Here is a 24,144-nt window from a genome sequence, read left to right on the forward strand (position 1 = left end):
CCGATCGTCCAGCTGCCGGTGTCGTCGGGCGTGAGCTCGATGATCCGTCCGCGCTTGGACTCCGCGAAGGCGTACAGCAGGATCGACAGTCCGGCGCCGATGAAGATCGCGTCCTGGAGCGGCAAGCTGGGTCGTCGCGAGGAACGTGATGATCATGGCGGCGGCGGACAGCCATGACGTGCGCAGGACGAGCATGATGTCGCCGAAGCGCCCGACGATCAGCTCGCCGCCGATGACCAGCAGCAGCCCGCCGATGACGGCCATCGGGATCTGCCCTGCCACGGGACCGACGGCCAGCACCAGGACGGCGAGCCAGATCCCCGCGAAGATCCCCGACCAGCGGGTCTTGGCGCCGGCGCTCGTGCCGACGCCCGTGCGGGACAGCGAGCCGCCGGTCGGCAGGGCGGAGAAGAAGCCGCCGGCGATGTTCGCCAGGCCCTGCGCGGTGAAGTCCTTCGAGGCGTCCGGGCGGCTGCCGTCGGGGTTGGCGACCGCGGCGCCGATGCCGGCGGCCTGTGCGAGCCCGACGAGCGCGATCGCGATCGCCCCCGCCGCCAGGGCCGGGAGTGCGGCGAGGTCCGGGAGCGAGAACGGCGGTAGCGAGCGGGGGATCGCGGCGATGTCCTCGACGAGCTCGACGTCGGGTCGCACGATCACGCAGACCACGGTCACGACGAGCAGCGCGATGAGGGTGGCATACGACTCGAGCCGCTTGACCGCCTTGAAGGCCGCCCACACCCCGACCGTCGCGAGTGCGACCAGGACCGTGGCGCCGTCCCAGTCGCCGACGTGCACGAACGCGTCCCACACCTTTGCGAGCGTGTTGTGCGGCGTCGGGACGTAGCCCGTCGCGTCCTTGAGCACCCCCGCGATGATCTGCAGCGCGATGCCCGTGGTGAAACCCGTCATCACGGCGGTCGAGACGAACGACATCACCGAGCCGAGCTTCAGCAGCCCCATCACGAGCATCACGACGCCGACCAGGACGGTCAGCGTCGCCAGGGCGCCGAGGTCACCGGGGTCCAGCCCGGCAGCCGCCAGGACGCTCTGCGACGACAACGCGATCGCGCTCGTCAGCGTCGTCACCATGAGGACCGTGCGTGCGAAGACCGACCCGACGATCGTCGGCACCACACCCGACCACAGACCCAGCGGCGCCGCGAAGCCGCCGATGCTTGCGTACGCCATGCCCTCCGGGATGGAGAAGAGCCCGGTCACGAACCCCGACGAGACGTCCTGGGGTGTCGGGCGCCCGAAGCCTGGCTTCTTTGCAGCTGCCGGTTCGGTGGTCATCGGGTCAACTCCTCCGGCGCGGACCGGTGAACGTCACGGGGTGACGATTGCGAAGTCGTCGTCGCCCGGGTCGAGCAGGCCAGCGAGGCGCGACAGGACGGAGGCATCGCCGTCGACCTGGATGCCGGCGGCACCACCGCCGAGCCCTCCCGCGGCCAGCGCGGGGAGCTGGCGTCTGGTCGTCGTCAGCGTCACGTCGGCGTCACCCCGCTGGGGCGCCGCCGCGCTGTAGGTGAGGACGCCGTTGGCCAGCGTGAGGCGGTAGCGGGTGTCGATGTCGGTCAGCACGACGTCCAGCGAGAGCTTTCGTCCCACGCCTTCGGGCCATTGATCTGGATGGCGATCGCGTCGAACAGCATCTCCGGCGTCAGGGCAGCGAACACGTCCGGGGCGTTGGTCACCGTCGGCGTCCCGAACTGCCCGTCGCGCAGCTCCATGGCGCCCGAGAGGAAGAAGTCGCGCCAGGTCCCGTTCTCCGCGCCGTAGCCGAGCTGCTCGTACGTGTCGGCGAGCAGGGTGCGACCGCCCTGGTGGTCGGGCTCGGCGAAGACGACGTGATTGACCACCTCGGCGACCCAACGGAAGTCGCCCGCGTCGAACGACGCCTGGGCTTTGCTCACGACCGCGTCGGCGCCGCCCATGAACTCCACGTACCGCTTCGCCTTCTCGACCGGGACGTGCTCCCAGAGGTGCGCCGGGTTGCCGTCGAACCAGCCGAGGTAGCGCTGGTAGATCGCCTTGATGTTGTGGCTGAGCGACCCGTAGTACCCGTGCGCCGACCAGGCGTTCACGAGCGCGGGCGGCAGGGCGAGTTCCTCGGCGATCTCCGGACCGGTGAGCCCCTTGTTGATCAGGCGGAGCGTCTGGTCGTGCACGTACCCATACAGGTCGCGCTGGGTCTGCAGGAACTCGACGACGCGTGCGTTGCCCCAGGTCGGCCAGTGGTGCGAGGCGAAGACGACCTCGACCTCGTCGCCGAACAGGTCGATCGACTCCGTGAGGTACCGCGACCAGCCGTGCGGGTCGCGCACCACCGCACCGCGCAAGGTCAGCAGGTTGTGGAACGTATGCGTCGCGTCCTCCGCCGTGCACAGCGCCTTGAAGTCCGGAAGGTAGACGAGCAGCTCCGCGGGCGCCTCCGTATCGGGGGCCATCTGGAACATCAGGCGGACCCCGTCGACCACGACTTCGTGCCCGGTCGTGGTGATGATGTCTGTCGGCTCGATCAGCGTCACGGTGCCTGTCGACGTCGTCTGGCCGAGACCCGCGCCGACCCCGCCCTCGGGGCCACGGGACAGGGCCGCGCCGTACATGTACCCGGCGCGACGGCCCATCGCGGTGCCGGCATAGACGTTCTCCGAGATCGCGTGCTCGGTGAACCCCTCGGGCGCGAAGACCTTGACGGCACCCGAGTCCACGTCCTCCTGCGACACGAAGCCCTTGACGCCGCCGAAGTGGTCGACGTGTGAGTGCGTGTAGACGACAGCCTTCACGGGACGGTCGCCGCGGTGCTTGCGGTAGAGCGCCAGCGCGGCGGCACCGGTCTCCTGGGAGAGCAGCGTGTCGATGACGATGATCCCCTCGTCGCCCTCGACGAGCGTCGTGTTCGACAGGTCCATGCCGCGCACCTGGTAGATGCCGGGGACCACCTCGAACAGCCCGCCCGTGGCGACCAGCTGCGACTGCCTCCACAGGCTCGGGTTCACCGTGTCCGGGGCGTCGCCCTCGACGAACGCGTACGTCGAGTTGTCCCACACGACGGTCCCGTCGGCGGCGAGGACAGGCTCGTCGATCGTCGCGACCAGGCCGCGGCTCACGTCGTCGAAGTCGCGCGTGTCCGAGAACGGCAGGCTGGCGAGCAGGCCCGCCTGCTGCTGAACAATGGCGTGCGTTGCTGGCTTCGGGGTGGACATGAACTGATCCTTCCGAGTGCGCGCAACTCTCCGGAGCGATCTGTGTCGCTCAGCGAGCGAGGTCGCGCCGGCGGAACCCGGCGAACCCGACGAGCAGGAACCCGAGCGTGAACAAGCTGATCCACCCGAGACCGGACCAGTCCGGGTTGGCGGCGGACGCGTTGGGCACGTGCCAGAACGGGCTGATGCCGAGCACCCAGTCGTCGAGACCAAAGGTCGGTCCGAGGATCGTCAGGACGAACGAGGCCAGGACGCCGAGCCACGCGGCGATGCTCACCTTCGGGCGGGCGCCCACGACGGCGACCGCGACGGCCACGACGGTCCACATCGCCGGGACGGTGGCGACGGCCTGGAGGAAGACGTCACTGAAGCTGACGCCTAGGTCGGCACCCGACGCAAGCAGAGCGATCAGGGTCCCGGCGATCAAGATGAAGATCGTCGGGTAGATCAGGGCCACCAGCACGTTGCTGCCGTAGTACCGGGCACGGGCGACGGACCCGGCCATGAGCGGCTCGACGCGGTCCTCCATCTCCTCGGCGCGGACCTTGAGCATCACCTGGACCCCGGAGATGGCCGCGATGATGCCGACCATGCTCAGGATGGTGGTGGCGAACGCGCCCGCGAGCTTCTGCGGGTGTGGTGGCGCCTGAGGCGAGGATCTGTTGGACGGTCGGGTCGGATCCGAGGATGTCGCTGATCGAGGTGGTGAAGTAGCCGAAGACGAAGCCGAGGGCGATGAACGCGATGACCCAGGTGAAGAACGGTCCCTTGTTGATGCGCAGCGCCAGTCGCCAGGTGCCCAGCGTCGTCCCGCGGGCGGGGCCGGGCTTGGGTGCGATCGTGCCCTGGCCGAAGTCGCGTCGCGCCTGCAACGCGAACGCGACGGCGACCAGGGCGATCGTGAGAACCACGGCGAGCAGCAGTGGTGCCCAGTTGTTTCCTGCGGCCGGGCGGGTCTCGTGCATCCAGCCGAGCGGGTTGATCCAGATGGTCCAGGACGGTGCTTCGATCGAGTAGCAGAAGCCGCAGAGCAGGAACAGCGTGCCCAGGACGGCGACGGCCATCGAGTTCGACGTGCGGGAGTCCGACCCGATCTGTGCGGTGATCGCGGCCACGGCGCCGAACATCCAGCCGGTGGCGGTGAAGGTGGCGCCGAGCAGCATCGACGCGTTCCAGTCGCCACCGCACAGGGCGGTGACCACGCCGGCGACGACGCCCAGGAGCAACGACCCGATGATCGACATGGCGACCCCGGTCAGCAGGCGGCTGCCTCGGCCGAGGACCCCGGACGCCAGCAGCTCGGCCTGCCCGGAGTCTTCCTGGGCGCGGGTGGCGCGGGTGACCGCGAAGATCGCGCCGAGCGCGGCGAGGAACCCGCCGAGTGCGAGCGAGCGCCAGGCGTTGAACCCGTCGGCCGTCGACAGGTCGTACGCGGGTCCGAAGATCAGGCCGAGTGCGGGGTTGGCACTGATCGCCGCGGAGAGGGTGGCGCGGGACTGCTGGTCGGGGAAGACGATCGGGTAGAAGATCACCGACGACGCGGACAGTGCGGTGGCGATCACGACCCAGGGCAGCAGCAGGCGGCCGTCGTGCTTGAGGGAGGCTCGGAGCAGAGGGCGGGTGCCGGTCATCGTCGAGCTGCGGGCGGCGGGTGCCGCGTGCGAGGGATGGGCCGTCGCCGTACTCATCGGGTGGCCCCCGCCGCGGGCTCGTCGCCGTACAGGCTCAGGAACAGGCTCTCGAGCGACGGCGGCTCGACGGTCAGCGAGGTGAACCCGGCTGGCGTGAGCAGATCCATGGCCTCCCCGATGCGCGCCGATTCGACGGTGGCGGAGAACTTGTCGCCGTCCAGGTGGACGCCGTGGAACACCGTCAGGTCCGCCGGGTCGGGGATCCGCTCGAGCGTGGCGTGGATCGTGGTGTGGGTCTGGCCTCGCAGCTCGTTCAGGGTGCCGGACTGCACGATCTTCCCGTCGCGGATGATGCTCAACCGGTCGGCGAGGCTTTCCAGCTCGGCCAGGATGTGGCTCGAGAGCAGCACCGTGACTCCCCGGGCCTTGGCCTCGCCGATGACCTCCTGGAACACGTTCTCCATCAGGGGGTCGAGCCCGGAGGTCGGCTCGTCGAGGATCAGCAGCTCGACGTCGGAGGCCAGCGCGGCGACGATCGCGACCTTCTGCCGGTTGCCCTTGGAGTACTGCCGTCCACGTTTGGTCGGGTCGAGCTCGAACCGCTCGACCAGCTCGGCGCGGCGAGGCTCGTCGATCCCGCCGCGCAGCGACCCGAGCAGGTCGATAGCCTCGCCGCCGGTCATCCCGGGCCACAGCGAGACATCGCCCGGGACGTAGGCGAGCCGACGGTGCAGCGCGACGACGTCGGTCCACGGGTCGCCGCCGAGCAGCCGGACCGTGCCGCCGTTGGCGCGCAGCAGTCCGAGCAGCACCCGGATCGTGGTCGACTTGCCCGCCCCGTTCGGCCCCAGGAACCCGTGCACCTCGCCCCGGGCGACCTGCAGGTCGAGACCTTTGAGCGCCTGAAAGCTGCCGAAGGACTTCAGCAGGCCCTGGATGTCGATCACTGCGTCGTCGGCACTCATGGCCACACTCCACGATCTCGGGTGCGCGGAACGATCGCGCCGCAGGACCAGCAAACTCTACAAATGCGGAACTCTGCAACCGGAGAGTACGATCCCGGACATGGCGATCGATGCCACGGCAATGCAGAAGAATCCCGGCGGCAGGCGCCCAGGAGAGAGCGGGACTCGTGAGGCGATCCTCGACGCGGCCCTCGCGTTGTTCGCCGAGCGTGGCTACGACGGTGCCTCGCTTCGAGCGATCGCCGGGCGTGCCGAGGTCGACCCAGGCCTGATCAGGCACTTCTTCGGCGACAAGGACGCCCTGTTCGCGAAGGCCGTCGCCGATCGGACGACGATCCCTGAGCGCATCGCCGCAGCGGTCGGCACGGACCTGTCCACTGCGGGCCGAGCCGTCACCGACGCATATCTACGGCTCTGGGACGAGTCCGGCACCCGGCCCATCCTGCTCGCCCTGGTGCGCTCCGCGACCACGTCCGACCGCGCCGCTCAGATGCTGCGTGACGTCCTCGGCGGCGACACCCGAGCGGCCGGGTTCGACGCGGACCGGACGCGCCGCGTTGCCCTGGCCGGCTCCCACCTGTTCGGCGTCGCCATGACCCGTCACGTCATCAAGCTTCGCCCCGATCGTCGAGCTCTCGCACGAGGAGCTCGTCGACGAGATCGCCCCGACCATCCAGCGATACCTCACCGGCTGACTTTGTCTGCCGACCTCGACGGTTGTCGTGGAAGCTTCCGCGGCGCCAAAGTCCGCAAGATGCCCCCATGAACCCAACCGCCGCACGAGAATCTGACGGCCCTGCACGCGTGCTGTCGTCGTCGGCACCGGGCGGTCGCGGGCGTGGAGCGGGAGCCCTAGCCTCGGGATGACCGGAGTCAGATCAGTGCACGAGAGGTTGCTGCGGCGCTCGCGGTGGTGACCCACGGACGAGGAGATGGCACGTGGCGACACCCCCGAAGGGCGCGACCCCGGCGACGATCGAGGCCAACCGTGCCGCGGTGTCCTTGTACGCGATGGAGGACCGGCAGGACTTCGCAGACGCCGACCGAGGGTTCATGGCGCCGCTGCCGGGCCCGACGCGGGGCGCGGACGGGCACGTGATCTTCGACCCCGCCTGGCTCGACTACATCCACGACGACGACCCGGCGCCCGACTCGGTCAACCCGAGCCTGTGGCGCCAGTCGCAGGTGATCCGCCGGGGTGGGCTGTATCGCGTCGTCGACGGGCTCTATCAGGTCCGCAACAACGACATCGGCGACCTGACCGTCGTGGAGGGCGAGGACGGGCTGGTCGTCATCGACTGCACGTCCAGCGTCGAGAGCGCCGCCCAGGCGATGGACCTGATCCGCGAGCACGTCAGCGACAAGCCCGTCGCCGCCGTGATCTACACGCACACCCACATCGACCACTACGGCGGTGTCAAGGGTGTCGTCGACCCTGCCGACGTGGCCTCGGGCGAGGTCGCGATCCTGGCGCCGGGGCACCAGTTCGAGAAGTTCGCGATCGGCGAGAACGTGGTGGCCGGCAACGCGATGTCGCGGCGTGCGTCCTACGCGTTCGGCGGCCTGCTGGACCTCGGACCGCACGGGCACGTGACCTGCGGGATCGGCGTTCTGTCCACCCGGTCACCCACCATCTCCTACCTGTCCCCGACGGACCTCATCACCGAGACGGGTACCCGCCGGGAGATCGCCGGCCTCGAGTTCGAGTTCCTCTACGCACCCGACACCGAGGCGCCCGAGGAGATGCACATCTGGATCCCCCAGCTCAAGGCCCTGACCTGCGCAGAGAACGCCAACCACTCGCTGCACAACATCCAGACACTCCGCGGCGCCCGCACGCGCGACGCCCGCAACTTCGCGCGCTACCTCGACGAGACCCTCGAACGGTGGGGCGATGACGTCGAGGTGAACTACGGCCCGCACACGTGGCCGGTGTGGGGCAACGAGGTGGTGACGGGCTTCCTGGAGTCGCAGCGGGACACCTACAAGTTCATCCACGACCAGTCGCTGCGACTGGCGAACAAGGGGCTCACGCCGCTCGAGGCTGCCGAGGAGATCGAGCTGCCCGAGGAGCTGCGTCGGCAGTGGTTCAACCGCGGGTACCACGGGACCTTGCACCACGACGTCCGCGCGGTGTTCACCAAGGAGCTGGGCACCTGGGATGGCGACCCCGTCTCGCTGCACCCGCACACCCCGGTCGACACGGCCACGAGGTATCTGGACCTGCTGGGCCGTGACGGGATCCTGGCCGAGGGCCGACGCGCGTTCGACGCCGCCGACTACCGGTGGGTCGTGCAGATCGTGCACCACCTCGTCTTCGCCGATCCCGACGACCTGGAGGCCAGGCAGCTGCAGGCCGACGCCTACGAGCAGATGGGCTACCAGGTCGAGGGGCCGCAGTGGCGGGGGATCTTCCTGAGCGCCGCGAAGAGCTCCGCGACGGCATCGCACCCGCACCGTTCAGCACGGTCAGCCCGGACACGATCCTGTCGATGCCGCTCGAGATCCTGTTCGACTTCGCGGCCGTGCACGTCATCGGCTCCGCGGCCGCCGACGTCGACGTCCGGGTCGACTTCACGTTCACCGACCTGGGCGAGACGTGGAACGTGCACGTGGCTCGGGGAGTCATGAACGCCCGCCGGGGCGCGTCGACAGCCGCGGCCGTCACCGTGTCCGGCGTCAAGGCGGCGGTCGTCGGGGTCGTCCTGCAGCCTCGGCTGGCCGAACGCCTGGTCGCGGCCGGTCAGGTCACGCTCGACGGCGACCCATCGGTCCTCGTGACACTCGCCGCATGCCTCGACGAGTTCGACCCCCTGTTCCCGATCGTCACGCCCTAAGGGTCGCGGCTCGACTGAGACTCTGGTCCGGTAAGTCCCTTGCCATCCCGGTCCGGGCGGTCATGCGCGGTCCTGGAAAGTGAGCGCGAGCTTGCCTGCGCGAAGACCTGACCAGTGTGGGCGCGTGACGTCCCCGCTCACACCCGGCGTTCATTCAGCACCGGTTGAATAACCCTCAAACCGGTCATAGTGTCGCCATGGCGCCGGTCTTCATGCCGCGGCCCGCACACCACGGTCGTCCCGACGCCTTCCGGTCCGGCTCACGTCCGAGAGGTGTCGAAGATGAGGCTCGAGAACAAGGTTGCGTTGATCACCGGCGGCTACGGGGGGATGGGCCGGGCGTCTGCGCGGCTGTTCGCGCGGGAGGGTGCGACGGTCTTCGTCTCCGGCCGCAACGCCGAGCGCGGTGCGGCGCTCGTCTCCGAGATCAACGACTCGGGCGGTACGGCGAACTTCCTCGAGCTCGACATCGTGAACCAGGAGCAGTGGGAGGCGGCTGTCGCCCAGATCCAGGAGCGGGCCGGCGCGCTGCACGTCCTGCTCAACATCGTCGGATCCAACGCGCTCGTCCGGTTCCCGAAGATCGACGTCGACGAGTGGCGCAAGATGTTCGAGATCAACGTGACCGGCACAGCGCGGGGTATCCAGACCTGCGCGCCCTTGATCCGTGACTCGGGCGGTGGCTCGATCGTCAACATCGGGTCCGTGGCAGGCATGACGGGCAACTTCGGCTCCGGGTACTCCTCCTCGAAGTGGGCGCTGGAAGGGGTGTCGCGGTCCGCGGCCTACGTGTACGCGGACTGGGGGATCCGCTCGAACGTGATCCAGCCCGGCTGGATCGACACCGACCTGACGGCGTCGATGAAGTCGAACAAGCTGGTCAAGAAGATGCAGAGCAAGATGCTCAAGACGACCGTGCTGCTGCGGCGCAGCGGCGTCGGTGAGGACATCGCCAACGCCGCCCTGTTCCTGGCGTGCGACGACTCGTCCTACGTGACCGGCACCGACATCGTCGTCGACGGCGGCTGGTTCTCGTGCGCCCCGTACCTGTCGAACGAGCGGTCGCACCACCTGCTCTCGACGATGGACAAGAAGGAGCACATCGAAGAGCTCCTGCACCGCTGGCACTGACCTGCACGACGAATCGCACACGAGCATCGAGGCGGAGGACGAGATGGGCGAGAACAGGCTGCAGGGCAAGGTCGCACTGATCACGGGTGGGTACGGCGGCATGGGTCGCGCGTCGTCGCGGTTGTTCGCCAACGAAGGCGCGACCGTCTTCGTGGCGGGTCGCACGAAGGAGCGCGGCGACGCGCTCGTCGAGGAGATCAACGGCGCGGGCGGAACCGCATACTTCGTCGAGCTCGACACCGTCGAGCAGGACCAGTGGGACGCCGCGGTGGCTGAGGTGCAGGAGAAGGCGGGGGCGCTGCACGTCCTGCTGAACATCGTCGGATCGAACGCCCTCAGCGCGTTCCCGGCGATCGACCTGCAGGAGTGGAACCGGGTCTTCGAGGTCAACCTCGTCGGCACGCTGCGCGGCATCCAGACCTGCGCACCGCTGATCAAGGAGTCCGGGGGTGGGTCGATCGTGAACATCGGCTCGGTCGGCGGCATGACCGGTGCGTTCTCGACGGCGTACTCCGCCTCGAAGTGGGGCCTGGAGGGCCTGTCGCGGTCGGCGGCCTACGTCTACGCCGACTGGGGCATCAGGTCGAACGTGATCCAGCCTGGATGGATCGACACCGACCTGACGGCTGCGATGCGCGGGAACCCGGCCGTCGAAGAGATGCAGAAGCAGACGATGGACCGCTCGGTCATGCTGCGCCGCAGCGGAAAGGCCACGGAGATCGCCACGGCGGCCCTGTTCCTGGCGTGCGATGAGTCGTCGTACATCACGGGCAACGACCTCGTGGTCGACGGCGGGTGGTTCTCCGCTGCGCCGTACCTGACCAACGACCGGACGAACGCCCTCGCGGCGAGCCTGGGAGCCGGCAAGGCGTAGTCGGTCGATCGGGCGGGCGGGCTTCGGGGGTGAGGGGACGGCCGGGGCCCGCCTTTCTCGTACCCGCATCCGGGGCGATGCGTCAGCTCGCGCCGAGCCGCCACCCGTCAGAGGGCAGGTCGAGGGCGGCCTGCGGTCCCTACGACCCACGCTCGTAGGCCTGCAGCGGAGGTGGCGCGTCCAGCAGCGGCTGGCACGCCTGCCACAGCAGGTCGACCTCGTCGGCGTGGCTGACCCAAGCAGGCGATCGTCGGCATCCTCCTGCAGCCCACCAAGGCCGCCGCGATCATCGGCTCGGGCGCCCTGCATACCGAAGGCGACCTCGCCGCGATCGAGACCTTCGCCTCCGTCGTCGAGGACTTCGACCCCGCCTTCAACCTCGTCACGCCCTAGCTTGAAGCGGCGCGCCGCCATGTGGGACGGGGCGTCCTATAGCCTCGACTTGCTGAACGGCCGGTCAGGTCGCGCACGACGGCGACCCATCAGTCCTCGTGACTCTCGCCGCATGCCTCGACGAGTTCGACCCCCTGTCCCCGATCGTCACGCCCTGAGGGCGGAGCGGGACGGTGTCCCGGCCATACTCCCGGAGAGTGCGAGGACGGTGTCGCCCCTCGCCGGGCGGTCGCCGCAGGGACGTCAGCGCGAAGGATGCGGTGACGGCTCGATCTGAGCGATCACGGCCTCGAGGGCAGCGGACATCGTCTCGAGCTGGCTGTCCGTCAGGACGTCGAACATGACCTCCTGCACAAGATCACGATGCCCAGGAGTCGCCGCAGCCAGGACGTCGTGCCCGGCCTGGGTCAACGAGGCGATCACGCCGCGGTCGTCGCTCGGGTCGTCCGCTCGGGCGACGTAGCCGGCGGCGACGAGTTGCTGGATCCGGTACGTCGCACCGCTGCGACTCAGGATGAGCCCGCGCGCGAGGTCCGTCATGCGCATGCCGCCGTCGGAGAGCCGGGCCAGGATCTCGAACTGCGCGTGCGTGATTCCGGCGCGGTCACGCAGGTCCTGGTCGACGACGCGCGAGACGAGCGTCGCGGCCGACAGCAACGCTGTGAATGCGCGCAACCGTGTCTGCTCGGACACACTCCCACCTCCCATGTTGTTCGGATTCGAAGTATCGCATAGTCTCAGTGTTGTTCAGATTCGAAGTAACTTGAGGAGCATCATGCGTATCGCGATCCTTGGCACCGGCAACGTCGGCACCGCACTCGGCACCCGGCTCCGCCAGGCCGGCCACCACGTGACCTTCGGGTCGCGCACCCCGGAGGCTCACCCTGGCGCTGTCGCACAGGCCGAAGCCGTGGCCTCCGCCGACCTCGTCATCACGGCGATCCCCGGCCTCGCGGTCCTGCCGACGCTCGAAGCGATCGGCGAGGACGTCATCGGAGACAAGATCGTCCTCGACCCGTCCGTCGCGATCAACGCCGACATGAGCCTGGCGTACCCGAATGACAGCGTCGCTCGCCTCGTCCAGGCCCGGTTCCCGCGAGCCCGGGTCGTGAAGACCCTCAACACCATGAACGTCCTCGTGATGGTCGACCCGCTGAACACCGTCCCCAACGCCACGGTGTTCCTCAGCGGCGACGACGAGGCCGCCAAGGGCGACGTCACTACCCTGCTGAGCGACCTCGGCTGGAACAACGAGCAGATCCTCGACCTCGGCGGTGTCGTCACCGCAACCGGCACCGAGCACGCAGCCCCGTTGTTCTTCGCCACCTTCATGGCACTGCAGACCCCTGCATTCAGCATCACCATCAGCCGCTGACGCCTGCGGCGGTGGCTCCTGTCGCAGGAGCCACCGCCACGCCGACCGTTAGGGGCAAGCGATCAGCCGACGCCAGGGGCGCAGCCGTCCTCATTGGTGAGCCAAGTCCGTCCTTGCCGATTCGGCGGGTGGCCGCACTCCACACCCTCGGGCTGCCGAGTGACGGCGGCGACGCACACTTCACACGTGAGAAGCCCGTGCGAGTGACCGGCGGCGTCACCTTGTTCGGCTTGGGTGACGCCGTCGATGAGTGACGCGTCGCCATCGGGCCTCCACGTTCTGTGCTCGAGGCTGACGGAGTGTCGAGTGAACCCGCTCCAGCACTACCCTCCCGATGCGCGGGGTGCGGGGCAGGATGGTGGCCGTGAAGTCTCATCCGGGTCGGCCCGCAAGCGGCGGCCGCGACGCCCGAGTGGCGATACTCGCCGCCGCCCGCTCTCAGTTCGCGTCGCGCGGCTTCGAGCGCACTACCGTGCGCGCCGTGGCCGGTGACGCCGGAGTCGACGTTGCATTGATCTACCACTACTTCGAGAGCAAGGCCGGGCTCCTCGATGCGGTTCTTGCCGTTCCGCCGACAGCCGAGCGGGTCCGTCAGGCGATCGCGATCGACGAGCCCACACCGGGGCGGGCAGTCGTCGAGACAGCCCTACGGCTCTGGGACGCGGACGTCGCGGTTCGCGAGCTGGCCCTGGCGATGACCCGCGCCGCACTCTCACGCGATGACGCACTGCACAGGCTCCGCGATCTGCACACGACGTTCGTTCTCGACCTGGTTTCCCAGGTGATCCGCGAGGACGACCGCGAGCTGCGCGCCGCGCTCGTCGCTGCCCAGCTCAACGGCCTGCTGCAAGCCCGCTACCTGTTCAAGATCACGGCGCTGGCCGCGGTCGAGTTGGATGTACTGGTTGATGCCGTAGCACCTGTGATCGACCACTACCTGAGTGACGACCTCGACGAGAAGTGAACCGACCAGCCCTCACGTGGTGCTTCAGCACCGGTTGAATAACCTGCAAACCGGTCATAGTGTCGCTGTGGCGGCGAAGCGCGTCATGACACTCAGATGTGCCCGAGCTTAGGCGTCGCCCAGTCCGGCTCATGCCCCGAGAAGCTGTCGAAGATGAGGCTCGAGAACAAGGTGGCTCTGATCACCGGCGGCTACGGCGGTATGGGCCGGGCGTCGTCGCGATTGTCCGCTCGAGAAGGCACGACAGTCTTAGTCTCGGGGCGCAACGGTGACCGCGGCGAAGCGCTAGCAGCGGAGATCAATGACGCAGACGGCAACGCACACTTCCTTGAGCTCGACATCGTCGAGCAGGAGCAGTGGGACGCGGCCATCGCCCAGATCCAGGAAAAGGCCGACGCCCTGCCAGGTTGGATCGACACGGACCTCACCGCGGCGATGAAGTCGAACCCCGCAGTTGCCGAGATGCAACGGCAGACGATGGATCATTCGGTGATGCTGCGTCGCAGCGGCAAAGCTGAAGAGATCGCTACCGCAGCACTGTTCTTGGCTTGCGATGAATCTGCCTACATCACGGGCAACGACGTCGTCGTCGACGGCGGCTGGTTCTCCGCCGCGCCGTACCTGACCAACGACCGGCTCAACGGGCTCGCCGCGCACCTGACCGACGCGAAGGCCTAGCAACCCAAGACCAAGATCGTGGTTCCGCGGCCGAGGGGAAGCCGAAGCCCGCCGGTGTCGCAGCAGCCAAGCCGTCAGCCGCCCAGATGCCAGCCATCGACTGGCAGGTCAAGGGCGGCCGCTGGGCCCCACGACCCGCGCTCGTACGTGTGCGGCGAGGGCGGAGAGTCAAGCAGTGGCTGGCACGCCTGCCAGAGAAGGTCGACCTCGTCGGCGTGACTGAACAGGAGCTGGTCTCCGCGCATCACGTCGAGGAGCAGCCGCTCGTACGCTTCGAGGGGTTCGTCAGACGGGAAGTCGTCCGCGAAATCGAGCTGCAACGTCGCCGGCGCGACCTCGAGACCTGGGCCCGGGCGTTTGGCACGGATTTCGACGCTGATGTGCGGCTCATCGGTCAGCTCAAGCACCAGGTCGTGCGGGATGCGCGCGCGAAGCTGGGGATGGAACGGCTCGCGGTAGCTCACCGTGACGACGCTGCGGCCTTCGGCGAGCGCCTTGCCGGTCCGGAGGAAGAACGGCACGCCTTGCCATCGGTCGTTGTCGATCCACGCCTCGAGCGCGACGAACGTCTCGGTCATGGACTCCGGAGCAACTCCGTGCTCTGAGCGGTATCCCTCGTACTGTCCGAAAACAGCCCGTGCGGGGTCGATCGGTCGCAGTGCTGAGAAGGCTGCGACCTTCGCTGCGCGTAGTTCGTCCGTCTGCAGGACGCTCGGTCGCTCGATCGCCAGGAAGCCCAGAAGTTGACACAAGTGCGTGGAGATCATGTCGCGGAGGCACCCGGTCTTCTCGTAGAAACTCGCGCGCCCTTCCAGCCCGAGCGTCTCCGGCACGTCGATCTGCACCGACGCGACGCTGTGTCGGTCCCAGGCTGCCTCGAACAGCCGGTTGGCGAAGCGCAACGCAAGGACGTTCTGCACGGCCTCCTTGCCAAGAAAGTGATCGATGCGGAACACCTGCTCCTCACCGGCGACCGCCTCCAGCGCGTGTTGGAGCTCGCGGGAGGTGGCCAGGTCCAGCCCGAATGGCTTCTCCACCACGATCCGGGCCCGCTCCGTGAGCCCTTCGCGTCCGAGCATCCCGACCAGCCCCCTCGTCGCGGTAGGCGGAACGGAGAGGTAGATCAGCCTCTGCACGTTCGTTCCCGCCGCCAGCCGCGATTCCGCGTCCCGCACGGCCGCAGCCAGCGCAGCACCGTCGTCGTCCGACGACGCGCAGAACGAGATCTGCGCGAGCAACCGGCGGACCACGGTGTCATCGACGTGGTCGACGAACCGGCTGATCGCTTCTCCCACCGACTGGCGGAACGCATCGTCGGACGCGGGCCCGTGTCGACCGGAACCGACGATCGCAAGCTGGTCCGGAAGCCAGTTCGCTGCAGCCAGCCGGTACAGGCCGGGGAACAGTTTGCGGGCCGCCAGGTCGCCTCGTGCTCCGAAGAGGACGATGACGTGCGGCGCGAGGGCTTTGGAGGCCTCACTCAGCATGTGTTGAATAGTGCGCGTGTCTGTTTCGTTGCGCAAATGTCCAGCGAGGCGACGATCCGGACGGATCCCCGCGCCACTACGGCTGGACAGAGTTGTCACGGCCGCCGGAGCTGTGCGTCGATGTCGGTAGCCAAACCCGTGCACGAGACCTGCCTCTGGCGGCGCGGTACAGGGGAACAAGTCCTGCTCTTGGAGCCTGAGGACTCGGAGTCGATGGAGCGGCTCGCGCCCGACCTGATGGTGTCGGGGCACGGCGCCAGCGGGTACGGGCCCGGGCGGACGATGCAGGCGCCTGACGGAAGGGAATTGCGGACCGTCCGTCGCCGACGAGCTGGCACGAAGTAACGCGGCCTAAGAGCAGCGCATCACCCAACGACACTCGGCGCACAAGTGCGGCGCCAACCGATGGCCGCGCGGGGCCCTATGACACGTCTATGACACGCCATGACGTTCTTGCAGGTCAGATGGGTGCCCCGAGTGGGATTCGAATCCGCTGGCCGCGGCCGTCTGACCTGCAGAAACGCGAACTGCGCCTCGTTGATGCAGAATTACGATGCTTCTTGATTCATCTACGTTCATTCCCGTGAGGCCCGTGCGTCCAAGGGACGCACGTGGCAGCGATGAACGGTCGCCGGGCGTCGAAGCAGCTCGAAGAGTTCGTGTGTGCGGTGTCCGCCACTCGGAGGACAGATCAGATCGCGCTGGGGTAGCCGATTTCCGCGAGATCGTCGCCAAGCTCATCGAGCGTCATGTCCGGGTTGAGTCGCTGCACGAGTTCGTCGGTCAGCGGCTGCAACGCGAAGACCGCGTCGACCGGATTCTCGTCGAGGTCGACCTCGTAGTAGTCCTCGGCGAACTCTCGATACGAGGTCGCGGTGCCGTCAAGGAGGATGGCAAAGAGCCAGTCGGCACCGTCCGGATCGTCTCCGTCTGGACGGTCCGGCACCCCGACGTGCCACTCGATGTCCAGGGCGCGACGCCAGATGCACGCAGTCGCGTCGGGCACGCCGTCCGAGCTGAATGCCGGCTCGTTGATGCAGGGCAAGAACACGTCGGGGATGCCCTCGATCAGACCTGGCCACAGAACGCCGCCGTTGGCCGCTGGGCTCATCGGAGACTCGTGATCGAAACCACGGACGAACACACCATCAGGGGTGAACACGATCGACCACGAGTCGCCCGAACCGTTGCGCATCGAGGCCATCTCTTCGCCGGGCGCCCAATGAGAGTCGAAGGAATAGTAGCGGTCCTCCCAGTCCGGGCTGAGGATCGCCTCGAGGGTTGCCAGCGCACGGCACCGGTCGCGCAGGACGTGGATTTCCGGCAGGGCGGCCGCTACTTCGTGAGACGTCATGGCGCACATCGAACAGGTCCGACGCATTGAGGGCAACAATCCCCGGGGGAGGGCACTCGCCTGGGCCAGCGAGGTCGGGGGCCAAGCCACACGTGAACTAGGCCGCCGCGGACCTCGCGACCACTGAATGATGCTGACCCTTGGATCAAGATGCTCTGGGTCGCCGCACCGGCGTGATGGCCTGGTTCACGACGAGCATCGACTTCGCCATCGCCCGCGCGAGCCGTGGGTCCTTCAGGTCGATGAGTCCACCGTAGATGTCATAGGTGATCTGGATCGAGGCGTGCCCGAGCATCTCGGAGATGACCTGGATCGGCACACCATCAGCCAGCCCCCACACGACTGTGGTGTGGCGCAGCATGTGCGGCGTGGACCGCTTCGTGAGTCCATGCTGCGCAGCCCGGGCGGTCGCTGGGAGCCACCGCTCGGCGCGGAAGTCCGTATAGCGCCACGGCTTGCCCCTCCCGCGCCGAAATACGTACGCACTGGCTGATTGACCCTCAACGAGCCCGCGCAGCGTGTGAGCAATCGCCCCGGCGGCCTGAACGCGCCTGGGGCGCCTGCTCTTCGGCGGTCCCAGCACCCACTTGTCGCTCTCGTGCTCGTCCCATTTGACGGGCGACTCGTCGTCAGGGGAGCGGGTTGACCAAGCGCGCACTACGTATGCCGAGACGGTGTCCTCGTCGATCCACGTGAGGTCGCCCGCACGCAGTGCGAAGACTTCTCCTGCGCGCATCCCAGTGGCCAAGAGCATGTCGACGATTGGGAGGGCGTCGACCTTGATGCACGAGCGCAAGAGCGCCCACTCTCCGGGCTGGAAGAACCGGACCTGGCGAGCCTCGCGAGTCACATCGTCGGGCAGTTCGCTCGTCTCGCACGGGTTGTCGGCGCGCAGGCGCATGACCTTCTGACCGTGTCTCATGAGCGAGAAGAGCATGCCGTGGCGGTTGCGGATCGACTTTGGGGCGGCGCCGGCGTCGATCTGGTTGTCGATCCACTGCTCCACGTTCTCGGCCTCGATGGCGAGGAACGAGCCCGCGAACTCCTCCTCCAGGTGGAGGGCGATCTGGCGCCGATAGGTATGGACCGTGAACGGCTTGACCTTGCCGCGCTTGATGCGATGGTCCTGGCGCTCGAAGTAGGACTCGACCACGTCGTTGAACGTCGCGGTCGGTACTGCCGGCACCACCGGCTCGGACAGTCGGACAACCCATCCGCGCCCCTTCACCCAACCATCCGGCCACATCTGTCCGGCGTCGTCGACGTCGAGCTGAAGGATGCCGCGCGCTCGCGAGTACTGAACGTCTCCGACTGCCACGAGCCTGCGCGTGTGCCACCGAGCCGCCACCTGACGCGGTAGCTGATGCCGCCGTCCGAGCGCGTCCGGGCGTCGATCAGTGCAGCCATGTGGAGTCTCTCTGTGGGGCTTCGCGCGTCCGCCGTGCGTCCACAGCCGGACGCTGGCGATTGCGAGTAGCATACATGCAGGTCAGAGAGACAATCTAGGTGCCCCGAGTGGGATTCGAACCCACACTGGATCGGGTTTGAGCCGAACGCCTCTGCCGGTTGGGCTATCGGGGCCGTGCAGCAGGATACCGGGACGAGGACGGGCGCCGGACGCAGGTGGGCGGGCTCACAGGCCGACGTACTGCGAACCGGCCGGTATCGGCCACTACTCTGTGCACGTGAGCACCGACGCCAAGCCCGATCCCACGCAGGCCGCCCTCGACCTGACCTCGACGGCCGCCGAGGCGGAGCCGGCGCCCGCGCCGACCCGTGCCGCCCGCCGCGCCGTGGTGGCCGAGGACGAGGCGCTCATCCGCATGGACGTCGTCGAGACGCTGCGGGACGCCGGGTTCGACGTCGTCGGCGAGGCCGGCGACGGCGAGGCCGCGGTGCAGCTGGTCACCGAGCTCAAGCCCGACGTCGTCGTCATGGACGTGAAGATGCCGATCCTCGACGGGATCTCGGCGGCGGAGCGCATCGGCAAGGCGCACCTCGCGCCCGTCGTCCTGTTGACGGCCTTCTCGCAGAAGGAGCTTCGTCGAGCGCGCCAACGAGGCGGGCGCCATGGCGTACGTCATCAAGCCGTTCAGCCCGGCCGACCTGCTGCCGGCCGTCGAGATCGCGATCTCGCGGTACGCGCAGATCGCCGCGCTGGAGTCCGAGGTGGCCGACCTGGCCGAGCGCTTCGAGACCCGCAAGCGCGTGGACCGGGCCAAGGGCCTGCTCATGACGAAGATGGGTCTGACGGAGCCGGAGTCGTTCCGGTGGATCCAGAAGACGTCGATGGACCGCCGGCTGACCATGCGTGAGGTGGCCGACGCTGTCATCGAGCAGGTCGGTGGCGGCTCAGCCTGACCGCTTCACGGTCTGAACGGCAGGTTTCCGGCACCTGAACGCCCGGCGTGCACCGGTCGACGTGCAGAATCTGGTCGGATGTCCAAGAAATGCACCCGTCCGGGTGACACGAGCCGACGACTGGGACTAGGCACCGCCCTCCGCGGTGGTCCATGATCGACAGCGACACCATCTCGGGCAGGGATGTCGTCACCCCGACCGGATCCCCCTCGTCCCGTCCGGAGGTCTGACTGCCGTGCGAATCGGTGTGCAAGTACGCGGAGCCCTACCCGGCGACCTCGACAGCCTTGTCGCGCTCGTCCTGACCGCGCGCCAGGAAGCCGGCGTCGGGTCGCAGCTGTGCACGGACGACGCGGCGCGTCTGCACGACCAGCTCGGCACCCTCCTGGGGATGCCCGGGGGCCGCGTCCTGCTGGCGCAGCTCGACGGCGAACCCGCCGGGCTCATGCTCGCGCGGATCGTCGGGCCGGGGCCGTTCACGGACGTCGTCGCGATGGACATCGAGGCGGTCTACGTGCAGCCCGACGCACGTCGTCGGGGCCTGGGCCGGGCGATGCTGCTCTCGGCGGTCGCGATGGCCGAGGAGGCGGGCGTCACCGAGCTGTACTCGTCGCCGCTCCCGGGTGCCCGTGGCATGCAGCGGTTCCTCGCCCGGATCGGCTTCGCGCCCGCCGCCTCGCACCGGGCCGTCTCGACGGCGGTGCTGCAGCGGCGGCTCGCCCAGGACCACGCCCCCGGCACCACCCGTCGGCTCGAGGACCTGATCGCGCGGCGTCGGCACGTGCGCGAGGCGCGACAGCTTCCCGACGAGAACCCTGCGACGCCGGCGAAGGCCGCCGATCAGTCGCGCAGCTCGATCACCATGCACGTCAACCGTGCGGTGCAGACGAGGCGACCGCCGTCGTCCTCGACCACGACCTGGTAGGTCGCCAGCCGTCCGCCCAGGTGGATCGCCGTCGCCGTTCCGGTGACCACCCCGGAACGCGCCGACCGGTGGTGCGTGGCGTTGATCTCGATGCCGACCGCGGCCCGGTCAGGCCCGGCGTGGGCCTGCGCGGCGTAGGAGCCGAGGGTCTCCGCCAGCGCCGCCGACGCGCCCCCGTGCAGGAGCCCGAAGGGCTGCGTGTTGCCCTCCACGGGCATCGTGCCGACCGCTCGGGTGGCCGACACCTCCGTGACGGTGATGCCCAGGCGCTCGATGAGCGTCCCGGCGGCAGACGGGACGAGGGCGAGGGCGTCGGTGTCGGACATGGCAGATAGGTTGGCACCCGTGAACGACGCACTGCCAGCCACCTCGCCGAGCGCCCCCGCCCGACTTCTGCTCATCGACGGTCACTCGATGGCCTACCGGGCGTTCTTCGCGCTCCCGGTGGACAAGTTCGCGACGTCGGCGGGCGAGCCGACCAATGCGGTCTTCGGGTTCTTCTCCATGATCGCCAACCTGCTGCGCGACGAGGAGCCGACGCACGTCGCGGTGGCGTTCGACGCCGGACGCACGACGTTCCGCACCGAGGTGTACGAGGAGTACAAGGGCAACCGCGACGCTACGCCCGCGCCGTTCCGCGGTCAGGTCGACGTGATCCAGCGCGTCCTGGACACCATGCACATCCCGTACCTGTCCAAGCCCCAGTTCGAGGCCGACGACATCCTGGCCACGCTGTCCGTGCAGGCGCGCGCGCAGGGCATGCAGGTGCTCATCTGCAGCGGTGACCGCGACGCGTTCCAGCTGGTGAACGAGGACGTGACGGTTCTCTACCCGGTCAAGGGCGTCTCCGAGCTGGCGCGCATGACGCCGGCCGCGGTCGAGGCCAAGTACGGCGTCCCGCCCGGGCGGTACCCGGACCTCGCGGCGCTGGTGGGGGAGTCGAGCGACAACTTGCCCGGCATCCCGGGCGTCGGTCCCAAGACGGCGGCCAAGTGGATCGGTCAGTACGACGGGCTCAAGGGGATCCTCGCCAACGCCGCCGAGGTGCCCGGCAAGGCGGGCGAGTCACTGCGCGAGAACGTCGAGCAGGTCGCGCTGAACCGTCAGCTCAACGCGCTGCTCACGGACGTCGAGCTGCCGCTCGGGCCGGAGGACCTGGCGGCCAGGCCGTGGGACCGTCCGGCCCTGCACGCGATCCTCGAGGAGCTGGAGTTCCGGGCGATCCGGGACCGCCTGTTCGCCATGCTTCCGGACGAGGGCGAGGACTCCGCCACGGCGGTCGCTGCGGCCCAGCTGAACCTCACCGTGGTCGGCGTCGGAGAAGCTGAGCGCGTGGCTCGCGGACCGTGCCGGTCAGCCGCTCGGGCTCGACATCCGCGGATCCGGCGCACCGGCCCGCGGCGACGCCTGGGGGATCGCCCTGGCGGACCTCGACGGGGACGCCGCCGCGTTCGACCTGCAGCAGATCGATCCCGCGGACGAGAACGCACTGGCCGCGTGGCTCGCTGACTCGGCCGCGCCGAAGGTCGTGCACGCCGCGAAGGAGGCGTGGCACGCCCTCGCCGGCCGGGGTCTTCCGCTCGCGGGCGTCGCGTTCGACACCGAGCTGGCCGCCTACCTGTGCCAGCCGGACCGCCGCGCCTACGACCTCGCTGACCTGGCGATCGGGTACCTGCGTCGCGAGCTCGGGGCCACGGACACCGACGACGGCGGGCAGGGTCTGCTGGACCTGGAGATCGACGGCACCGACGAGGGCCGCCGTGCCGCGGTGCGCGCCGCGGCGGTCCGGGACCTGTACGACGTGCTGGGCGGCGAGATCGCCGACCGCGGCGCGACCGGGCTGCTCACCGACCTCGAGCTGCCGCTGGTGGACGTGCTCGCGCGGATGGAGAGCACCGGGATCGCCACCGACCAGACGTACCTGAGCAGCCTGGAGAAGTCGTTCGACGCGCAGGTGCAGGAGGCGGCCGGGGACGCCTACGACGTCATCGGTCGCGAGGTGAACCTGGGCTCGCCCAAGCAGCTGCAGGAGGTCCTGTTCGACCAGCTCGGGATGCCGAAGACCAAGAGGAACAAGACGGGCTACACCACCGACGCCAACGCGCTCACGGACCTGTTCGCGCGCACCCAGCACCCGTTCCTCGAGCACCTGCTCGCGCACCGCGACGCCATCCGGCTGCGTCAGACGGTCGAGGGGCTGCTCCGTTCCGTCGCGCCGGACGGGCGCATCCACACCACGTTCCAGCAGACGATCGCGGCGACCGGACGGTTGTCGTCGGCGGACCCGAACCTGCAGAACATCCCGATCCGCACCGAGGCGGGTCGCCAGATCCGCCGCGCGTTCGTCGTGGGCAACGGGTACGAGACCCTGCTGACCGCCGACTACTCGCAGATCGAGATGCGGATCATGGCGCACCTGTCCGGCGACGAAGGCCTGATCGAGGCGTTCCGGTCGGGCGAGGACCTGCACAGCTACGTCGGGTCGCACGTGTTCGGGGTGCCCACCAGCGAGGTCACGCCGGCGATGCGCTCGAAGATCAAGGCGATGAGCTACGGCCTGGCGTACGGGCTGTCCGCGTACGGGCTGTCGCAGCAGCTGAGCATCGAGGTCTCCGAGGCGTCGTCGCTGATGCAGGACTACTTCGAGAGGTTCGGGGGAGTGCGTGACTACCTGACGGGCGTCGTCCGGGTGGCCCGGACCACCGGGTACACCGCGACGATCCTCGGTCGCCGCCGGTACCTGCCCGACCTGACCAGCGACAACCGGCAGCGACGCGACATGGCCGAGCGGATGGCACTCAACGCGCCGATCCAGGGGAGCGCGGCGGACCTGATCAAGGTGGCGATGCTCGGCGTGGACCGGGAGCTCACCCGGCGCGGGCTGTCGTCGCGGATGCTCCTGCAGGTGCACGACGAGCTGGTGCTCGAGGTTGCGGCGGGGGAGCGCGACGAGGTCGAGTCACTGGTCCGGGAGCAGATGGGCGCGGCGGGCGATGCGGCCACGGACGGACCCCTGGACGTGCCGCTCGACGTCACGGTCGGCGTCGGCGAGTCCTGGCACGACGCCGGGCACTAGCGGTGCGTCATCCCAGGTGGGTGACGAAGATCGCCGTCCCCGGCAGCAGGGCGCCCCGCACAGGGCCCCAGCCGCCCCACGTCCGGTCGTGCCCGGACGGCCACTCGGGCTCGACCAGCCGGTCGAGCACGAAGCCGGCGGCGGCGCTCGGCGACGTGGTCGCCGAGCGTCCGGTGGTACTCGGCGTAGAGCACCGCGCCGGACTCGCCCAGCTCGACGTACGGCGTGCGGTCGAAGTAGGACCGGGTGGCGGTGAGACCGGCCTCGCCGGGGTCGTCGGGGAACGCCCACCGGATCGGATGCGTCACGGCGAACACCCACCGGCCCCCCGGTCGCAGGACGCGGGCGACCGACGTGTGCACTCGCCGCGCGTCGGGGACGAAAGGGAGCGCCCCGAAAGCCGTGAACGCGACGTCGAACGAGGCGTCCGCGAAGGGCAGCTCGCGGGCGTCCGCCTGCACGAGCGGCGTCGTCCGGCCGACGGAGGCGTCGTAGGCGGCGCCGGCCGCGAGCATGCCACCGGAGACGTCCGTCGCGACGACCGCGACGCCCTGCGCCACGAGCCAGCGCGCGCACTGGCCGGCCCCGGCGCCCACCTCGAGCACGGTGGCGCCGGTCAGGTCGCCGAGCAGCCCGGCGTCGGCCTCGCGCAGGCCTTCCGGACACCAGCAGAAGTCGGCCGGCCCGAGGAACGCACCGTGCTCCTCGAGGTACTCGGCGGCGTTGGCGTCCCACCAGCCGCGGCCCGCCGCGCCGCCGGAGGTCGGTGGGATGTCGAGATAGCCGGCCTCGGCGAGCGGGTCGTCGGTCATGCGCCCAGTGTCCCGCGGTCGGTCTGCACCGGTGTCATCTGTGCGACTCACGAGGTGGATAGGGTGTGCTCACGG

The 24,144-nt window shown here is 68.9% G+C and carries 17 protein-coding genes, 1 tRNA gene and 6 pseudogenes; 12 read left to right on the forward strand and 12 right to left on the reverse strand.

All coding sequences use genetic code 11. The annotated features are described in order from the left end of the window. Positions 1-270: 270 nt before the first annotated feature. The 5 genes and pseudogenes from AC38ZX_RS09645 to AC38ZX_RS09665 all read right to left on the reverse strand — a co-directional run. A pseudogene (locus AC38ZX_RS09645) lies at positions 271-1,293 on the reverse strand (SulP family inorganic anion transporter); the annotation flags it as partial. Between the two features lie 33 nt (positions 1,294-1,326). Then, positions 1,327-3,206, reverse strand: a pseudogene (locus AC38ZX_RS09650) (alkyl/aryl-sulfatase). 49 nt (positions 3,207-3,255) lie between these two features. Then, a complete protein-coding gene (locus AC38ZX_RS09655) occupies positions 3,256-3,798 on the reverse strand; it encodes an efflux permease Rv1217c-related protein (RefSeq protein WP_491297113.1) in 543 nt (180 codons plus the stop codon). Between the two features lie 112 nt (positions 3,799-3,910). Further along, positions 3,911-4,894 (reverse strand): annotated as a pseudogene (locus AC38ZX_RS09660) (efflux permease Rv1217c-related protein); the annotation flags it as partial. Further along, positions 4,891-5,802: an ABC transporter ATP-binding protein gene (locus tag AC38ZX_RS09665; RefSeq protein ID WP_491297114.1), complete on the reverse strand. Its 912-nt coding sequence runs from the start codon at positions 5,800-5,802 to the stop codon at positions 4,891-4,893. The pseudogene AC38ZX_RS09660 and the gene AC38ZX_RS09665, both read right to left, overlap by 4 nt. 100 nt (positions 5,803-5,902) lie before the next feature. Between AC38ZX_RS09665 and AC38ZX_RS09670 the strand changes: the two genes are divergently transcribed. From AC38ZX_RS09670 to AC38ZX_RS09695, 6 genes are all read left to right on the forward strand, one after another. Further along, positions 5,903-6,568 (forward strand): TetR/AcrR family transcriptional regulator, encoded by a 666-nt coding sequence (locus AC38ZX_RS09670; RefSeq protein WP_491297115.1) that lies wholly within the window; start codon positions 5,903-5,905, stop codon positions 6,566-6,568. Positions 6,569-6,741: 173 nt separating this feature from the next. Beyond that, positions 6,742-8,433: an alkyl/aryl-sulfatase gene (locus AC38ZX_RS09675; RefSeq protein WP_491297117.1), complete on the forward strand. Its 1,692-nt coding sequence runs from the start codon at positions 6,742-6,744 to the stop codon at positions 8,431-8,433. Then, entirely contained in the window at positions 8,328-8,639 is a 312-nt protein-coding gene (locus tag AC38ZX_RS09680; RefSeq protein WP_491297353.1) for an alkyl sulfatase C-terminal domain-containing protein, read from the forward strand. The genes AC38ZX_RS09675 and AC38ZX_RS09680 overlap by 106 nt, the downstream gene beginning before the upstream one ends. A 282-nt stretch (positions 8,640-8,921) precedes the next feature. After that, positions 8,922-9,770 carry an SDR family NAD(P)-dependent oxidoreductase gene (locus AC38ZX_RS09685; protein WP_426595611.1) on the forward strand — a complete coding sequence of 283 codons (849 nt, stop codon included), beginning with the start codon at positions 8,922-8,924 and terminating at the stop codon, positions 9,768-9,770. Between the two features lie 43 nt (positions 9,771-9,813). Then, positions 9,814-10,644 (forward strand): SDR family NAD(P)-dependent oxidoreductase, encoded by an 831-nt coding sequence (locus AC38ZX_RS09690; RefSeq protein ID WP_491297118.1) that lies wholly within the window; start codon positions 9,814-9,816, stop codon positions 10,642-10,644. A 288-nt stretch (positions 10,645-10,932) separates the two neighbouring features. After that, positions 10,933-11,037, forward strand: coding sequence for an alkyl sulfatase C-terminal domain-containing protein (locus AC38ZX_RS09695; RefSeq protein ID WP_426595917.1), 105 nt, complete (start codon positions 10,933-10,935; stop codon positions 11,035-11,037). Between the two features lie 243 nt (positions 11,038-11,280). Here the strand turns inward: AC38ZX_RS09695 and AC38ZX_RS09700 are convergent, their stop codons facing one another. Further along, positions 11,281-11,712 (reverse strand): MarR family winged helix-turn-helix transcriptional regulator, encoded by a 432-nt coding sequence (locus AC38ZX_RS09700; RefSeq protein WP_491297119.1) that lies wholly within the window; start codon positions 11,710-11,712, stop codon positions 11,281-11,283. A 31-nt stretch (positions 11,713-11,743) separates the two neighbouring features. On the opposite strand from AC38ZX_RS09700, the gene AC38ZX_RS09705 reads away from it, so the two are divergent. The 3 genes from AC38ZX_RS09705 to AC38ZX_RS09715 all read left to right on the forward strand — a co-directional run bounded on the left by AC38ZX_RS09705 (position 11,744) and on the right by AC38ZX_RS09715 (position 14,054). Further along, on the forward strand, positions 11,744-12,412 hold the full coding sequence (locus tag AC38ZX_RS09705) for an NADPH-dependent F420 reductase (RefSeq protein WP_426595617.1): 669 nt from the start codon (positions 11,744-11,746) through the stop codon (positions 12,410-12,412). Positions 12,413-12,776: 364 nt separating this feature from the next. After that, complete coding sequence (locus AC38ZX_RS09710; protein ID WP_491297120.1) at positions 12,777-13,376, forward strand: TetR/AcrR family transcriptional regulator; 600 nt, start codon at positions 12,777-12,779, stop codon at positions 13,374-13,376. 153 nt (positions 13,377-13,529) lie between these two features. Next, positions 13,530-14,054 carry an SDR family NAD(P)-dependent oxidoreductase gene (locus AC38ZX_RS09715; RefSeq protein WP_426595620.1) on the forward strand — a complete coding sequence of 175 codons (525 nt, stop codon included), beginning with the start codon at positions 13,530-13,532 and terminating at the stop codon, positions 14,052-14,054. Positions 14,055-14,128: 74 nt separating this feature from the next. Here AC38ZX_RS09715 and zwf read toward each other — a convergent pair whose 3' ends face one another. From zwf to AC38ZX_RS09735, 4 genes are all read right to left on the reverse strand, one after another. After that, a complete protein-coding gene (gene zwf, locus AC38ZX_RS09720; protein ID WP_491297121.1) occupies positions 14,129-15,541 on the reverse strand; it encodes a glucose-6-phosphate dehydrogenase in 1,413 nt (470 codons plus the stop codon). 691 nt (positions 15,542-16,232) lie between these two features. Further along, on the reverse strand, positions 16,233-16,895 hold the full coding sequence (locus AC38ZX_RS09725; protein WP_491297122.1) for a hypothetical protein: 663 nt from the start codon (positions 16,893-16,895) through the stop codon (positions 16,233-16,235). 145 nt (positions 16,896-17,040) lie between these two features. Continuing rightward, positions 17,041-18,213 (reverse strand): tyrosine-type recombinase/integrase, encoded by a 1,173-nt coding sequence (locus AC38ZX_RS09730; RefSeq protein ID WP_491297123.1) that lies wholly within the window; start codon positions 18,211-18,213, stop codon positions 17,041-17,043. 189 nt (positions 18,214-18,402) lie between these two features. Further along, positions 18,403-18,476 (reverse strand) — tRNA-Leu (locus AC38ZX_RS09735). 149 nt (positions 18,477-18,625) lie between these two features. Here AC38ZX_RS09735 and AC38ZX_RS09740 point away from each other — a divergent pair. Both AC38ZX_RS09740 and AC38ZX_RS09745 read left to right on the forward strand, forming a co-directional pair. Then, positions 18,626-19,256, forward strand: a pseudogene (locus AC38ZX_RS09740) (ANTAR domain-containing response regulator). Positions 19,257-19,491: 235 nt separating this feature from the next. Continuing rightward, a complete protein-coding gene (locus AC38ZX_RS09745) occupies positions 19,492-20,181 on the forward strand; it encodes a GNAT family N-acetyltransferase (RefSeq protein ID WP_491297124.1) in 690 nt (229 codons plus the stop codon). Here the strand turns inward: AC38ZX_RS09745 and AC38ZX_RS09750 are convergent. After that, the gene (locus AC38ZX_RS09750) at positions 20,097-20,507 is read right to left on the reverse strand and encodes a PaaI family thioesterase (RefSeq protein WP_426595628.1); all 411 of its coding nucleotides are present in this window, start codon (positions 20,505-20,507) and stop codon (positions 20,097-20,099) included. The genes AC38ZX_RS09745 and AC38ZX_RS09750 overlap by 85 nt on opposite strands. Here AC38ZX_RS09750 and polA point away from each other — a divergent pair. Next, positions 20,506-23,257, forward strand: a pseudogene (gene polA, locus AC38ZX_RS09755) (DNA polymerase I). The gene AC38ZX_RS09750 and the pseudogene polA sit on opposite strands and share 2 nt — an antisense overlap. Before the next feature lie 7 nt (positions 23,258-23,264). Here the strand turns inward: polA and AC38ZX_RS09760 are convergent. Next, positions 23,265-24,069, reverse strand: a pseudogene (locus AC38ZX_RS09760) (class I SAM-dependent methyltransferase). Positions 24,070-24,144 lie beyond the last annotated feature (75 nt).

The organism is Cellulomonas sp. McL0606, from assembly GCF_058248365.1.